Consider the following 13,120-nt stretch of genomic DNA (forward strand, 5'->3'; position numbering starts at 1 on the left):
TACTTTTTATGTATACACATATTTATTGTAGCCTAGCGCAATAAAAGAATGAACAGTTATTAGAAACTTTTTGTTATTCAAGACGCAAAAAAAGCCTGGTTCCTTATTATATGTGCAGGATCCAGGCTGTGGGCAAAATGTCTATTATTTTTTTATTAAATCTTCTCGCTGTGACTGGTCAATCCATTCTTGAAGTTTATCCTTTAAGGTGTTAAAACCTTGCTGGCCCTCAATTTCCGGAACGATAGCAGCAGCCTGGCGCTTTCTTGGGCGCTTCGCCTTCACCACTTGTTGTGCTGGCGGCTCTTCCGTTGCCTTAATGGACAGGCCGATTTTTCCGGCAGCTTCATCAACTGATAAAACCTTCACCTGTACCTCGTCGCCCACCTTAAGATGGTCATTAATATCCTTTACATATCCGTGCGTAATTTCCGAAATATGAACAAGACCTTGTGTATTTCCGTTCAATGCGACGAACGCTCCATATGGTTGAATTCCCGTAACCTTACCCGTTAATATACTTCCAGTTTCGATTTTTTCTGTCATGAAAACACTCCTAAGTAAATAAATTTATACCCTTTTATACGCATTATAAAATTATACCACAACGTGTGATTGGAATCAAAAATAGAAGCAGCCTAAGATGATAAAAATAACTACATGTCGAAAAACCTTAACATAATGTTCAATTTTGAGAACGTAAAAATAATAACTTTCCATGATAAAATAATAGTGAGAAACTATCTTTTCTGGGAGAGGTGGACAGGATGAAATCGATTGGTCAAACAATTAAAGATGCGCGTGAACACCAGAATCTGACCAAGGAAGAACTGGCCCAAAAGGTTCGGGTTGGAACACATACGATTGAAAAGTATGAATCTGGGGAACAAATTCCCAGCACTCAAACAATTCTAAAATTGTCTACTGTTTTAGATATACCTGCTGCCGAGCTATTAGCTAAACAACCTGCAGTACCGTCACAAGATTAATCATGACAAAAGCGGATAAATGATCCGCTTTTTTTATTTTTCCAAAGTATAGAAGGGGAAAAATCTGGATAACCTGATGACATAAGCTTTCTAGTATTCCCCCCTTTTTGAGCGGACCGCCGTGATGGCAGTTCCGCTTTTTTTATTGAAAAATATAGCTCCTATTATTTTCCGATTTGCTCAAAATATTTTATCATAATAAATAAGCACGATTAATATTAACAGGTGGTGGAGCATTAATGTCTATGTTTGATGAAAGGATTAACCGTATCAATACCGCTTCCGTCAAATGGGAGTTGACTAAGCAAATCTTTGGCGAAGCTGATTTGTGGCCGATGTGGGTGGCAGATATGGACTTCAAGCCGCCACATGCCGTCATTGATGCGCTAAGACAGCGGGTTGAACACGCTGTTTTTGGCTATACCTTCGTGCCCGACACGGCGACAAAGGCGATTGCAGACTGGCTTGATAAGCGGCACCAATGGACCATCCAGCCGTCATGGCTCACCTATTGCGGCGGGGTTGTTCAGGCCATCAGCACAGCGATTCAGTCATTTACGAAAGAAGGAGACAGGGTATTGCTGCAATCCCCTGTTTACACACCTTTTTTCAATATGATCGAGAAAAATAACCGGGTTGTTGTCAATTCACCGCTTGTACTCGAAGGAAACAGATACAAGATTGATTTTGAAAGTTTTGAGAACGCGTTAAAAGAAGGCTGCAGACTGTTCTTGCTATGCAGTCCGCACAATCCGGCCGGACGGGTATGGACCAAAGAGGAGCTTCAAAAAATCGGGGAATTATGCTTGCAATATGATTGCATGATCCTTTCCGATGAGATTCATTCCGATCTTATTTATAAACAATACAAGCATATTCCGATTGCATCGTTAAACGAGGAATTATCGGAGAAAACCATTACTTTTATTGCACCAAGCAAAACCTTTAATCTTGCCGGCCTGCAGGCATCTGCTGTGGTGATTAAAAACGATGCATTAAGGAAGCAGTTTAATGCCACCTTAAATCGTCAAGGATTTTTTTCATTAAGTGCGTTGGGCATCACCGGGATGGAAGCCGCCTATCGTGACGGAGAGGCATGGCTGGACGAGCTGATTGATTATTTACAGGAAAACAAAGACTATTGTTTGGCTTTCATCCAGGAGCATCTGCCGGAAATCACCCCTATCGAATCGGAAGGGACCTATTTGCTTTGGCTTAATTGCCGCAAGCTCGGATTGACAGACCAGCAAGTGCAGGATGCGCTGATCCAAAAAGGCAAGCTCGCACTAGAGCCGGGACCTAAGTACGGGCCAGGGGGAGAAGGATTTGTTCGGGTGAACATCGCCTGCCCGAAGGCTGATGTAATCGAAGGCATGAACCGCCTAAAAAAAGCTTTGAAATAAATTCTCAAATAGGAGAACCCGCATGGAATGTGCGGGTTCTTGTCATTTATTTTTCCAGCCATTCTGTATGGAAGGTACCTTCCTTATCAATGCGCTGGTACGTATGAGCGCCGAAATAGTCGCGCTGCGCTTGAAGCAGATTGGCCGGCAGCACCGCGGACCGGTAGCTGTCGTAATAAGCCAAGGCACTTGATATTCCCGGAACCGGAATACCGGCTTTAACAGCGGTAGCAACCACTTCCCTTGCGGCATCCTGGTAGTCCGCTGTCACCGATTGGAAATAGCTGTCGAGCAGCAAGTTATCCAAATCAGGATTACGGTCATAAGCATCCATGATATTCTGGAGGAAGCCTGCCCGGATAATGCAGCCACCCCGGAAAATCTTCGCAATTTCACCTGGCTTTAAATCCCACTCGTATTCACGGGATGCGACCTTAAATTGAGTGAAGCCTTGGGCATAGGAAATAATTTTGCTAAAGTATAAGGCTTTGCGGATTAATTCAATAAACTCCGATTTGTTTCCAATGGATATAATTTCGCTCGGCCCCTTTAAGACTTCACTTGCTTTCACCCGTTCCGCCTTCATTGCAGATAAGAAGCGCGAGAATACAGACTCAGTAATCATCGATAACGGTACCCCAAGGTCAAGGGCACTTTGGCTGGTCCATTTGCCTGTTCCCTTTTGGCCGGCCGTATCAAGGATGACATCAACCAATGGCTTGCCGGTTTCCTCATCGATCTTTGAAAAAATATCAGCGGTAATTTCAATCAAATAGCTATCAAGCTCACCTTGGTTCCAGTCGTTAAAAACCTCATGAAGCTCTTGTGCCGATAGCCCGAGCAGTGATTTCATTAAATCGTATGACTCACAAATCAACTGCATATCGCCGTATTCAATGCCATTATGCACCATTTTCACATAATGCCCGGCACCATTTGGCCCAATATATGTACAGCATGGTTCGCCGTTTACCTTGGCAGAAATCGCAGTCAGCAGCGGACCAACATGCTCATATGCTTCTTTCTGTCCACTCGGCATAATCGCCGGTCCGGTAAGCGCCCCTTCTTCCCCTCCGGAAACGCCGGCACCAATAAACAAAATTCCTTTATGTGCAAGCTCTGCATTGCGGCGGATTGTATCTTTGTAATAGCTGTTTCCTCCATCAATTAGGATGTCGCCCTGATCTAAGTGCGGCAGCAGCGATTCAATTGCCTTATCGGTTATTGGGCCCGCATTGACCATTAATAAAATCTTCCGGGGCGTCTCCAGCGACTGGATAAACTCTGCAATATTGGCTGTACCAACAATATTTTTCTCGTGATGGTGCTCTAAGATTTCATTCACTTTTTCTGCGGAGAGGTCATATACCGCCACAGAAAAGCCTTTGCTTTCAAAATTCAACGCTAGGCTCCGGCCCATGACGCCGACTCCGACTACACCTACCTGTTGTTTTTTCAATTCTATCATCCCTTCTAGGTGCTAAAAATTCTACATAAAACATAATTATAAGCGATTATATTTTTACAATAAAATGATAACACTTTTCAACTTTAGTATTTGCCCAAATAGAAAGCTCATCCTTACAGTTTAACGAGAGACTTCCTGATTTGTCATCAACGACTGTGTTAAGTACTGAAGCAGCTCGGAACCGGAAATTTGTGCAGGTCCGCCGCCCTGTGCAAAGGAATCATTGCCGCCACCTTTCCCATTAATCAGCGAGAAAGCAGATTGGGCCAAACTCCTCATATTTTCTGTTCTTGCGGAACCCCTGGCGCATACAAGTTGTAATCTGTCGTCCTGTTGTGATACAAGTAGGGCTGCTGTATTTTCATTCTTTCCAATTATCATGCGGGCAAGCTTTTGCAGCTCCTGTATCGAACGATTCTGAAACACCTCGCTAACGGCACTTGCCGCCTGATGTTTTTCGATTAATTCCTTCGCCTCGTATTCGAGAAGTTCCTCTTTGAGCTGTTCAACCGACTTGTCCATAGCCTTACGTTGTTCCAGCATCCTTACAACGACCTGTTCCATTTCCTCCTCCGGGGCATTAAGAAGCTTGGTCAGTTGGAGCAAAACCTTTTGCTTCTGACCCAACTGATTAATTACGCGGTCACCACAAATAAATTGCAGCCTCACCTTTTTCTTTTGCCGCTCCCAATCAAGGATTTTAAGCGCACGGACCTCGCCAGTCCATTTCGTGTGGGTTCCGCCGCAGCCGTTATAGTCAAAATCAGGGATTATGACGAGCCGGATATTCTCCTTGACCTTTGTCTCCTTGCGCAACGGATATTGGTCTAGTTCCTCTTGTGTCACCCATTTCACTTCGATTGGCCTATTTTCCAAAATAACTTGATTGGCAAGCGTTTCGACTCTTTCAATTTCCGTTTGTGTCAGGGCTTCGGTTTCTAAGTCAATCGTAACAATCTCATTGCCCAAATGAAAGCCAATGGTTTCGTAATCATACAATTGCTCAAAAGCAGCAGATAAAATATGCTGGCCGAGGTGCTGCTGCATATGATCAAAACGGCGGTGCCAATCAATTTCCCCCTCAACCCGGCCGCTTGTCTCGGACAGGGGTGCATGAAGATAATGCCTTATTTCTCCGTCGATTTCTTCAACATTGATAACCTTTTGACCGGCGATCGTTCCTGTATCGAATGGCTGACCGCCTCCGGTTGGATAAAAGGCAGTTTGATTTAATACTACATACCAGTTGCCTTCTTGATCTTTTTCCTGCTTTAATACCTCAGCATCAAATGATTTTATGTATGGGTCCCTGTAATATATTTTGGAATTGAGCATATTTTTTCTCCAATCTTAGTTTCCTACCCTCATTTTCGATAAAAAAGCAAAAGAAATCAAGCTTAAAAGCCTGCCCCTCAACAAGAGGAACAGGCAGATTCTGTACCCGATTATGATTTCTGTTTATTTCTTATCTTTTTTCCGCTGTCCCATAAATGGACTCATCATTTGGCCAGGGTAGCCCTGCTGGTAGCCTCCCATGTGTGGATAGCCATACTGTCCGTAGCCTCCCATGTGCGGATACTGCTGGTAACCGCCCATTTGCGGGTAACCTCCCATTTGCGGGTAACCTCCCATTTGTGGGTAGCCGCCCATTTGCGGATAGCCGCCCATGTGTGGATAGCCCATTTGCGGCATCATCCCTGCAGGAGTGCCGAATTGTCTTTTTTCCATTAATAATCCCTCCTATTAAGTCTCATGGTAGTGTATGTACATTTTCTGGGATGAGCATAGATTGATACCTATAAAACAGAAAAAAGGGCTAATCCTCTGTAGGAATAGCCTAACCTTACTACTTTTTTATTTCTCCGCAGGCAATGCGTTTTCCTGAATTTCCTGAAGGCTGGGTCATGCCATCGTCTAGTCCTTCGGCAATGACAATGGAAGTGCCGTCCTTTTGAAATAATGACTTCATCCCATCCTTTAAGGTGACATTTGGAGCCATAAGTTCCGCTTTTACAGACCCATCATCCTCAACAATTAAATTCGGCAAATCCCCGGCATGAGCCCCCTTTGGATGAAGCAGCCCGTGTTCCTTTTGCTCCGGATTAAAATGATTGCCGGCTGATTTAAAATCAGGTGGAGTGCATTTACCTTTTTCATGAATATGGATCGCATGTTCACCGGAAGGAAGCCCTTTTAGATTCACCTTTAATTGGACCCCGCTTGATAGCTCCTGCATTTCAATTTTCCCAAGCGAATCGCCGAAATCATTGTACATTTCAACATCTATTTTTGTAATGGTCTTCTCCATACAGCCCGATAGAAACATCAACAAGGTAACCAACCAGACTTTGTTCATCACTATCCCCCCGCAATAAACAATTTGCGATTAGTATGAACAACCGGGATGGTGACTATTCGAAGACTAATGGCAAAGAAAAAAAAGAACAGTATAGATCTAACTGTTCTTTTGCGTGGCTTCGTTTTGTTCAATTCGTTCTTCAAGTTCTTTTGCTTTTTCCGCTTCGCGTTTCGAGATCTTGATGATAAACCGCATTGTAAAAATGCAGGCCACAAAAAAAATCGCAAAGCTGATGGCGGCAGGAATATATTCTGACTTATCCTCCGGAAAGTATAAGAATAATGACAAGATTAAGGATTGAAACATGGATATCTTTCCTTTCTTTAGAGACGTGCTCTAAAGAAATTATAGCAATAAAAATGGGTTCGGACCAATTATTTTAACACCTTTATCTTTTTAATGATGACATCGGTCTCAGGCTTGTCCTTCCCATCTACAGGTGTGTCAGCAATTTTGTCGACAACGTCCATTCCTTCAATGACTTGTCCAAACACAGTATGGCGTTGGTCAAGCCAAGGCGTTCCGCCTCTTTCTTCATAGGCCGCGATAATCTCTTTAGTATAATAATCGATTTTTTCCATTTGTGATTTTAGCGACGGGTCAAGCTTACTGCTTTGGACGATAAAAAATTGGCTGCCATTTGTGTTTTCACCGGAATTGGCCATTGACAAGGCGCCGCGGAGATTGAACAGATTCTTCGAAAACTCATCCTCAAACGGGGCACCCCAAATGCTTTCGCCGCCGGTCCCATTGCCGTTAGGGTCGCCACCCTGGATCATGAAGTCCTTGATGACCCTGTGAAAAATCAGTCCGTCGTAATAACCGTCCTCACTGTGTTTAATAAAGTTTTCGACTGCCTTTGGTGCAGCTTCCGGAAACAGCTTAATTTTGATATTCCCCATTGAAGTTTCCATTTCCACTAGCCGCTCATTCTCAGCTACCTCTGTAGTAAGCTGCGGATAAACCGAATTTGTCACTTGCTGGTCTCCTTCCTTTTGTTCTGTTTTAGACGGAGCGCTTTGCTGCTTCGGTGCATTGTTCTTGTCGGCAGTACCGCATGCCGCCAAAACCAGAACAATTGATAGTGACATAAATAACATTTGCAAACTCTTTCTCATTTATCTTCCCTCCATTTTTTCACTTTAATGTAATAGAAAAATTTTTGCACTATGTTTTTAATTTATCCTACTTTCTACTAAAATGGAATTAAAGATATCGTTAGGAGTGTTGATTTTGACGGAATTGCAAATAGGAGATAAAGTAACAGGAATTTATAAAACTGGGAAATATGTTGGGGAAATTACCGATGTTCGCCCTCAGGCTTACTTGGTAAGAGTATTGGCGGTTGCCAAGCATCCCATGCAAGGGGACCTGCATAATCCCAAGGATGCCGATGTTCTAATTTTTCATGAACGAAAGGCGCTAAGTTTCAGGGAACAGGCAAATATTCCGAAGCAAATGGTTAAGCAATATGATGGAGAAATCCCGGATTATTTACAATCGCTTCGTGAAGCTGTAGAGAAAATGAAAAAGGAACTGACCGAAATGGACACGAAATGGGCGGAGATGAGCTTAAACTGTTTGGCTTCATTAGAAAAGGATTATTTTCGCCAATAAATAATTTAGGCCAAATCCAGTTAGGTATTTGGCCTTTTAAGCGAATTCATTTAATAACTTGGAAAAATCAACCCGATCGCCAATTGTAGTTGGCTTTGGTTTCTCCAAGTAGCGTTTATCCTTTTCCACCAGTTTGAATATATTGTAGGTAGTCAAGGCATCATCGAGGGCCCGGTGGTGCCGTCCGGTTCCTTCTTTGCCATATTCCTGGACCGCTTTCCAAAGACCTGTTTGATTCTGGTCGCCGAAAAACCGTTTATATTCCATCGAGAGGTCCAGTTCTTTTGCGTTAAACGGAAAGACGACCCCTGCAGCCAGACAATTTTGGCGCAGCACCTTCATGTCCATATTTCCCCAGGTAATGATGGTGGTATCAAGATTTGGTTTATTAAATTCTTCTAGCTTTCGAATAAATTCAAAAAATGACAGTCCCGTGTCCACTTGCTGTTGGGAAATATGTAAGAATGACTTACAACGTTCGGATAATTTTGGGAATTTAAGTGGAGTCACAAAGGAGGAAAACTGCTCCGTCACAACGTCATCAACGACCGCAACAATCCCTACCTCGATAATTTCCGCAAAAAAATCTTTCATTCGGCCATTTCGTTCCGGCATCGTAAACTCAAAATCAATAAATAAATGCTGCCGCTTTGCCATCTCCCAGATTCACCACCTTTCCTTAGAGTAAGTTTATTACATTATATAGAGAAACCTGTACAAAAAATTGTGCTTATTCCTTACATTATAACACGAATTTCAAGTAAATTTTTTAAATTTTTTTACAATATAGCCAAAAAGGAGGAGGAAAATTCATCCACCTCCTTTCGGGTTAATTTTTCTTTTTTATGACTGCCATTGTACATCTCGAGATGCAAATCAGGCGATCCTGCTCATCCGTAATCTTAATATCCCAAACCTGTGTCGTTTTGCCCTGGTGGAGTACAGTTCCTACTGCAGTAACGACTCCTTCGCTTTTAGGGCGGACATGGTTTGCATTAATTTCGAGTCCCGCGACGATTTCTGTCTCCTTGTCAACTAGTTCAAATGCCCCCATACTCGCCACTGTTTCCGCAAGTGCAACGGATGCTCCACCATGAAGAATTCCATATGGCTGACGCGTCCTCTCATCCACCGGCATGGTTGCCACTACTTTCCCTTTTTCATAATAGGTTATTTCAATTCCTAATGCATGAATCAATGTGTTTTCAATCATGATATCCCCTCCATATGTATTATAGTAATTGTATTCGCTTATTCACAGAATTTTCCTGTTTACTTTTATAGAAAATATTTGAGCCCATAGAAAAAACAGCCCTGCTTGAGCTGCTTTTTCTATGTTCAATAATAATATGGCGCTCCAAATCCCGGCGCTCCAAATCCCGGTGCTCCGAATCCTGGAGCCCCAAAACCGTAGCCGGCATATCCGAACCCTCCGACCCCTCCATAGAATGGAGGGCGTAAAGCTAAAGACGCACCTAAACCGCCACCGATTAATCCGCCTAAAAAGCTAAGCCCGCCAATTGCGAGCGGCAAGCCCCATCCCCACCCTCCAATAAATCTTTGATCGGCCACAGGGTATGGACTTCGATAATAGGGATACATAAAGGCCCTACCTCCTTATCTATGCTATTTACCTACACTATTTCATATGCGAAAAGGAAGTGTTTTGAGTGGGCGGGCTTAGCCTAAGAATTTATTTATTACTTTCCAATTGGCTCAAATCGTTCCACAAACAAAGCTAAGGTGCGAGTCATGACCCCGGTTGCCCCCGCCGGGCCAAGGTCGTGTGCTTTAGAAGAAGTAGCAGTCCCAGCAATATCCAAATGCACCCAAGGAGTATTCTCGGCGAACTCACCAATAAACGCCCCGGCAACAATCGCATGTCCCTCGCTTCCAGGAGAATTATTCAAATCAGCCACCTTACTGGTGCGTACTCGCTCTTTTTCACTTTCAAATAACGGCAATTGCCACATCTGCTCTCCAGCCTCATGGGCAGCCTCCAATACCTGCTCATAAAGCGGCTCGTTATTCGTCATTGCCCCGGTCGTATTAACCCCAAGCGCGGTAATTACGCCACCAGTCAGGGTAGCAACATCGACTAAATATTCGGCGCCATGATGCTTGGCATAGGTGACAGCATCTGCCAGCACGAGACGGCCTTCAGCATCAGTGTTTAAAACTTCAATTGTTTTGCCACTCATCGAGGCAATTACATCATCCGGCTTAAACGCATGTCCGCTAATCATATTATCGGTTGAAGGAATGACGGCAACGACATTCTGCTCCGGTCGCGTTTCTCCGATGATTTCCATCGCGCCAAGAACAGAGGCAGCACCGCCCATATCGGTTTTCATACCGACAATGCCTGTTTTCGTTTTAATCGAATAGCCCCCGGTATCAAACGTAATCCCTTTGCCTACCAAACCGATGACATCCTTCCACTCATCCTTGCCCTGGTATTTCAAGACAATCATTTTCGGCGGTTCGGTTGAACCTTGGTTTACCGCAAGAAATGCACCCATCCCCAATTTTTCAATGTCCGCTTTATCAAGAATTTCCACTTCAAAGTCATACTTCCCGGCCAGCTCAACCGCATAATTAGCCATATCTGTTGCAGTCAGCATATTTCCAGGTTTGTTAACGAGCGTACGTGCCGAATTGGTGCCTTTTCCAAATGCATATCCAACCGTAAGCGAAGCAGCAACCTCGTCTTCAGGAACAGTATCGCAATAAACAGTCAGTATCTCCAGCTTCCGTTCCGGTTCATTTGACTTCTGCCGATAACCATCAAATTGGTATGTTGCAAGCAACAACGCCTCACTAACAGCATGGGCGGCATCCAAGCCATTTACTTGATCAGTCAGGAAGGAATCCAAATAAACGGCCGCTTCCGTAACCTTGCTTCCTTTGATTTCTTTAAACAGTTTGCCTAACGCTTTTTCAAGCTTGTGAAAGGTAAACTCCTTTTCCTTGCCAAGTCCGACAAACCAAATCCGCTTGGCTCCAATTTTCCCAAAACTATGTACCTTATTAATTGCATTTAATTTTGCCGATATGTCACCAGCTTTGACGAGTTCTGTCAGCTGTCCTGAAAACTGCTCATCCAGCTTGGCAAGCTGCCTGCCAAATTTCTCTGGCTTGTCAAAAAGTCCAACCACCAGTCCTTCATGTTTCTGTGTAAGTTCCCAACCATTTTTCACCTGAAACATTGTTGCCCACACCTCCAAATTTTTACGAGTTTAATTATAGCGAAAACGAAAAAATATTTCGACTATCTAATCATCCTCCAGATACAGGACTAATTCCGGCAGCTTTGGGAGTTCATTTACCTGCTCAAACGGCACCCGGTCGATATCGAGAGGAATCGTCATCAAACATTTTTCAATAAAAGGGTAGACCTTTTCCAGATCAAGGCCCCAATACTTCGGGCGATAGGCCTGCAGGTAGTTATAAGCCGTAAACATCATCATTCTGGCGCCTTTTACATTGCCATACTCATAATGATAAATCGCCACACTCATCTGCAATAGACCTTTTAAAAAAAGATTATCCTTGTCGGTCATCCACATTTCCTCAAGCAAATCGTGACAAGTATAATAGTCGCCTTCGTTAAAGCTGACAAAAAACTCATAGTATTCCATTGGGTAATCCATATCCAGCTTCCCCTTTAGTTTTTACTTCTATTGTAATGAATCTAAAAATAAAAAAACAGGCTCCCGGCCTGTCATTTCTTTTCAGAAGTTATAAATTGCTGGCGGAAAACCTGCAGGGATTTGTCTTCATTTAGCGCTTGAAGCTGTTCCTCGGTCAGTCTGCCATCGCCTTTTTGCACCAAATAAACATCAACCGTCTTTTTGCCCCAGTGCCGGTAAACATCCTCTACTGTCTCATAATAAAGGTCCAGTTTATTTCCCTTAATGGCCCCACCTTTATCGGCCACAACCCCATAACCATACCCCGGGATAAACAAGATGGTGCCGATTGGATACACTGTTAAATCGGCGGCAATTGTTGAAAATAAATCACGCTTTACTTTTACACCCGAAAAAGTAATTCCATACTCGGGATGTCCCTGATTTTTGCCGGTTGATTCTGCTCCGGCAGTATAACCGGTAGCTGTTACGGTATGTTTCGGATATTTTGACCAGTCTACAGAATTTTCTAAAGTAGGTGCTGACCCGGATGCAGGTTCGCTTTGGGCAATTGTATTTGCCAGTGCTGTGACAAACGTTTGGGCCTTAATTCCCGTAATAGATTGGAACGTAACAATTAAAGCCAATAGGAAAAGGCATGTCATGATAAAACGCTTCGTCCAATTTTTCATTTTATGCATTTTATTTTTTCACTCCTCCCAAAATATTCATTCCCAAGATGCAATGAAATATTCAAAAAAGAAGTGAAAAAAATTTCGAGGTATTAAACCTGTCAGTTATGGCAAAAAAAAGACCCTCTAGCCATCGCTAAGGATCTTAAAACATTTGGTATCCACTTTTTCGTAACAGTTTTATGGTAAATCCGGCGGCAATCGCTCCGGCCAGACCGCTTGATAGAATCAGGATATCAGCTGTCGCTAACGAGGCAATCCGGATGCCCAGATCCTGAAAAGCAGCCCCGCTATCGGTAAAATAATCAACAAATTGAACCCTGTCGATAATCAGAATTGCCACAATCGGATAAATGAACGACATGATCCAGGACATCCGAAGCAGCATATTCAAAATAAAACCGATTCCAAAAAATAATACAAAAAATAATAGCATCGATATAATCAAGACAACAATGCTCATCTGCATTGAAATTCCCCCTTCACATCAACATTTAGTGTACTTAATGTGAAAGAGGGAGTCAATAAAAACACTATTAAATCAGTCCTTTTTCTTCCCGGTACCGCCACAGCACGCACAGGTTTCCGATCCGCCGAGCACTAATTGGAAATAACCGTTCCCCGAGCAATAATCACAATTTTTTGTATCTACGCTTTTTACTGTCATCTCTCTCAACTCCTTGATTAATTAACTTAATTTTCTGATAATATATCAATAATTTCAAAAAATGAAAAGAGCGAAAATCGAGCAAAATGACACAAGAAAGCGGATACAAGTTAAATTTTCTTACATTTTCGAATTGTTACTTAAATTTTCGAAAAATTTAAAAAATGTTTATAGATAAATTAAAAAGGACAGGCAAAAACCTGTCCTTTCTTCAGATTGTTGAGAAACCTAACTCTACGGCTTAGAAATGAAAACCTTTTTTCAATTCTTGAAGATTTCTTTTAATAAAATAT

18 protein-coding genes are annotated in these 13,120 nt (G+C 42.9%); 3 read left to right on the forward strand and 15 right to left on the reverse strand.

Annotated features, from left to right (window positions below; genetic code table 11):
* Positions 1-144: 144 nt before the first annotated feature.
* Positions 145-546: a S1 domain-containing post-transcriptional regulator GSP13 gene (gene yugI / locus AR334_RS17335; RefSeq protein ID WP_066314186.1), complete on the reverse strand. Its 402-nt coding sequence runs from the start codon at positions 544-546 to the stop codon at positions 145-147.
* Between the two features lie 221 nt (positions 547-767).
* On the opposite strand from yugI, the gene AR334_RS17340 reads away from it, so the two are divergent.
* Positions 768-989, forward strand: a complete 222-nt coding sequence (locus AR334_RS17340) for a helix-turn-helix domain-containing protein (protein WP_066314187.1) — start codon at positions 768-770, stop codon at positions 987-989.
* 239 nt (positions 990-1,228) lie between these two features.
* Entirely contained in the window at positions 1,229-2,392 is a 1,164-nt protein-coding gene (locus AR334_RS17345; protein WP_066314188.1) for a MalY/PatB family protein, read from the forward strand.
* A 46-nt stretch (positions 2,393-2,438) separates the two neighbouring features.
* Here the strand turns inward: AR334_RS17345 and gndA are convergent, their stop codons facing one another.
* From gndA to AR334_RS17375, 6 genes are all read right to left on the reverse strand, one after another.
* Positions 2,439-3,851 carry an NADP-dependent phosphogluconate dehydrogenase gene (gene gndA, locus AR334_RS17350; RefSeq protein ID WP_066314189.1) on the reverse strand — a complete coding sequence of 471 codons (1,413 nt, stop codon included), beginning with the start codon at positions 3,849-3,851 and terminating at the stop codon, positions 2,439-2,441.
* Positions 3,852-3,980: 129 nt separating this feature from the next.
* Positions 3,981-5,195 carry a DHHA1 domain-containing protein gene (locus AR334_RS17355; protein WP_066314191.1) on the reverse strand — a complete coding sequence of 405 codons (1,215 nt, stop codon included), beginning with the start codon at positions 5,193-5,195 and terminating at the stop codon, positions 3,981-3,983.
* 123 nt (positions 5,196-5,318) lie between these two features.
* On the reverse strand, positions 5,319-5,588 hold the full coding sequence (locus tag AR334_RS17360; protein WP_066314196.1) for a hypothetical protein: 270 nt from the start codon (positions 5,586-5,588) through the stop codon (positions 5,319-5,321).
* Between the two features lie 118 nt (positions 5,589-5,706).
* Positions 5,707-6,216 carry a superoxide dismutase family protein gene (locus AR334_RS17365; protein WP_066314202.1) on the reverse strand — a complete coding sequence of 170 codons (510 nt, stop codon included), beginning with the start codon at positions 6,214-6,216 and terminating at the stop codon, positions 5,707-5,709.
* Between the two features lie 99 nt (positions 6,217-6,315).
* Entirely contained in the window at positions 6,316-6,525 is a 210-nt protein-coding gene (locus AR334_RS17370) for a hypothetical protein (RefSeq protein WP_066314205.1), read from the reverse strand.
* Between the two features lie 68 nt (positions 6,526-6,593).
* Positions 6,594-7,337: a peptidylprolyl isomerase gene (locus AR334_RS17375; protein ID WP_066314208.1), complete on the reverse strand. Its 744-nt coding sequence runs from the start codon at positions 7,335-7,337 to the stop codon at positions 6,594-6,596.
* A 115-nt stretch (positions 7,338-7,452) separates the two neighbouring features.
* Between AR334_RS17375 and AR334_RS17380 the strand changes: the two genes are divergently transcribed.
* Positions 7,453-7,836, forward strand: a complete 384-nt coding sequence (locus tag AR334_RS17380) for a kinase-associated lipoprotein B (RefSeq protein WP_066314210.1) — start codon at positions 7,453-7,455, stop codon at positions 7,834-7,836.
* A 36-nt stretch (positions 7,837-7,872) separates the two neighbouring features.
* On the opposite strand, the gene kapD is transcribed toward AR334_RS17380, so the two are convergent.
* From kapD to AR334_RS29980, 8 genes are all read right to left on the reverse strand, one after another.
* The gene (kapD, locus tag AR334_RS17385) at positions 7,873-8,493 is read right to left on the reverse strand and encodes a 3'-5' exonuclease KapD (RefSeq protein ID WP_066314211.1); all 621 of its coding nucleotides are present in this window, start codon (positions 8,491-8,493) and stop codon (positions 7,873-7,875) included.
* 172 nt (positions 8,494-8,665) lie between these two features.
* Positions 8,666-9,052, reverse strand: a complete 387-nt coding sequence (locus tag AR334_RS17390; protein ID WP_066314212.1) for a hotdog fold thioesterase — start codon at positions 9,050-9,052, stop codon at positions 8,666-8,668.
* Between the two features lie 122 nt (positions 9,053-9,174).
* Positions 9,175-9,438: a hypothetical protein gene (locus AR334_RS17395; protein ID WP_066314213.1), complete on the reverse strand. Its 264-nt coding sequence runs from the start codon at positions 9,436-9,438 to the stop codon at positions 9,175-9,177.
* Positions 9,439-9,536: 98 nt separating this feature from the next.
* On the reverse strand, positions 9,537-11,045 hold the full coding sequence (locus tag AR334_RS17400) for a leucyl aminopeptidase (RefSeq protein WP_066314215.1): 1,509 nt from the start codon (positions 11,043-11,045) through the stop codon (positions 9,537-9,539).
* A 66-nt stretch (positions 11,046-11,111) separates the two neighbouring features.
* The gene (locus tag AR334_RS17405; protein ID WP_066314217.1) at positions 11,112-11,489 is read right to left on the reverse strand and encodes a DUF309 domain-containing protein; all 378 of its coding nucleotides are present in this window, start codon (positions 11,487-11,489) and stop codon (positions 11,112-11,114) included.
* A gap of 71 nt (positions 11,490-11,560) precedes the next feature.
* Entirely contained in the window at positions 11,561-12,169 is a 609-nt protein-coding gene (locus tag AR334_RS17410) for a 3D domain-containing protein (protein WP_066314219.1), read from the reverse strand.
* Between the two features lie 136 nt (positions 12,170-12,305).
* Positions 12,306-12,629 (reverse strand): YuiB family protein, encoded by a 324-nt coding sequence (locus tag AR334_RS17415; protein WP_066314224.1) that lies wholly within the window; start codon positions 12,627-12,629, stop codon positions 12,306-12,308.
* Between the two features lie 72 nt (positions 12,630-12,701).
* Positions 12,702-12,827, reverse strand: coding sequence for a YuiA family protein (locus AR334_RS29980; protein ID WP_172799249.1), 126 nt, complete (start codon positions 12,825-12,827; stop codon positions 12,702-12,704).
* Positions 12,828-13,120 lie beyond the last annotated feature (293 nt).

It is taken from the genome of Bacillus sp. FJAT-29814 (genome assembly GCF_001510715.1).
Classification (GTDB): domain Bacteria; phylum Bacillota; class Bacilli; order Bacillales; family Cytobacillaceae; genus Neobacillus.

Excerpts from the sequence above, each read along its gene's own strand:
- yugI (WP_066314186.1), bottom strand. The coding sequence starts at position 546 with ATGACAGAAAAAATCGAAACTGGAAGTATATTAACGGGTAAGGTTACG.
- AR334_RS17340 (WP_066314187.1), top strand. The coding sequence starts at position 768 with ATGAAATCGATTGGTCAAACAATTAAAGATGCGCGTGAACACCAGAAT.
- AR334_RS17345 (WP_066314188.1), top strand. The coding sequence starts at position 1,229 with ATGTCTATGTTTGATGAAAGGATTAACCGTATCAATACCGCTTCCGTC.
- AR334_RS17355 (WP_066314191.1), bottom strand. The coding sequence starts at position 5,195 with ATGCTCAATTCCAAAATATATTACAGGGACCCATACATAAAATCATTT.
- AR334_RS17360 (WP_066314196.1), bottom strand. The coding sequence starts at position 5,588 with ATGGAAAAAAGACAATTCGGCACTCCTGCAGGGATGATGCCGCAAATG.
- AR334_RS17365 (WP_066314202.1), bottom strand. The coding sequence starts at position 6,216 with ATGAACAAAGTCTGGTTGGTTACCTTGTTGATGTTTCTATCGGGCTGT.
- AR334_RS17370 (WP_066314205.1), bottom strand. The coding sequence starts at position 6,525 with ATGTTTCAATCCTTAATCTTGTCATTATTCTTATACTTTCCGGAGGAT.
- AR334_RS17375 (WP_066314208.1), bottom strand. The coding sequence starts at position 7,337 with ATGAGAAAGAGTTTGCAAATGTTATTTATGTCACTATCAATTGTTCTG.
- kapD (WP_066314211.1), bottom strand. The coding sequence starts at position 8,493 with ATGGCAAAGCGGCAGCATTTATTTATTGATTTTGAGTTTACGATGCCG.
- AR334_RS17395 (WP_066314213.1), bottom strand. The coding sequence starts at position 9,438 with ATGTATCCCTATTATCGAAGTCCATACCCTGTGGCCGATCAAAGATTT.
- AR334_RS17400 (WP_066314215.1), bottom strand. The coding sequence starts at position 11,045 with ATGTTTCAGGTGAAAAATGGTTGGGAACTTACACAGAAACATGAAGGA.
- AR334_RS17405 (WP_066314217.1), bottom strand. The coding sequence starts at position 11,489 with ATGGATTACCCAATGGAATACTATGAGTTTTTTGTCAGCTTTAACGAA.
- AR334_RS17410 (WP_066314219.1), bottom strand. The coding sequence starts at position 12,169 with ATGCATAAAATGAAAAATTGGACGAAGCGTTTTATCATGACATGCCTT.
- AR334_RS17415 (WP_066314224.1), bottom strand. The coding sequence starts at position 12,629 with ATGCAGATGAGCATTGTTGTCTTGATTATATCGATGCTATTATTTTTT.
- AR334_RS29980 (WP_172799249.1), bottom strand. The coding sequence starts at position 12,827 with ATGACAGTAAAAAGCGTAGATACAAAAAATTGTGATTATTGCTCGGGG.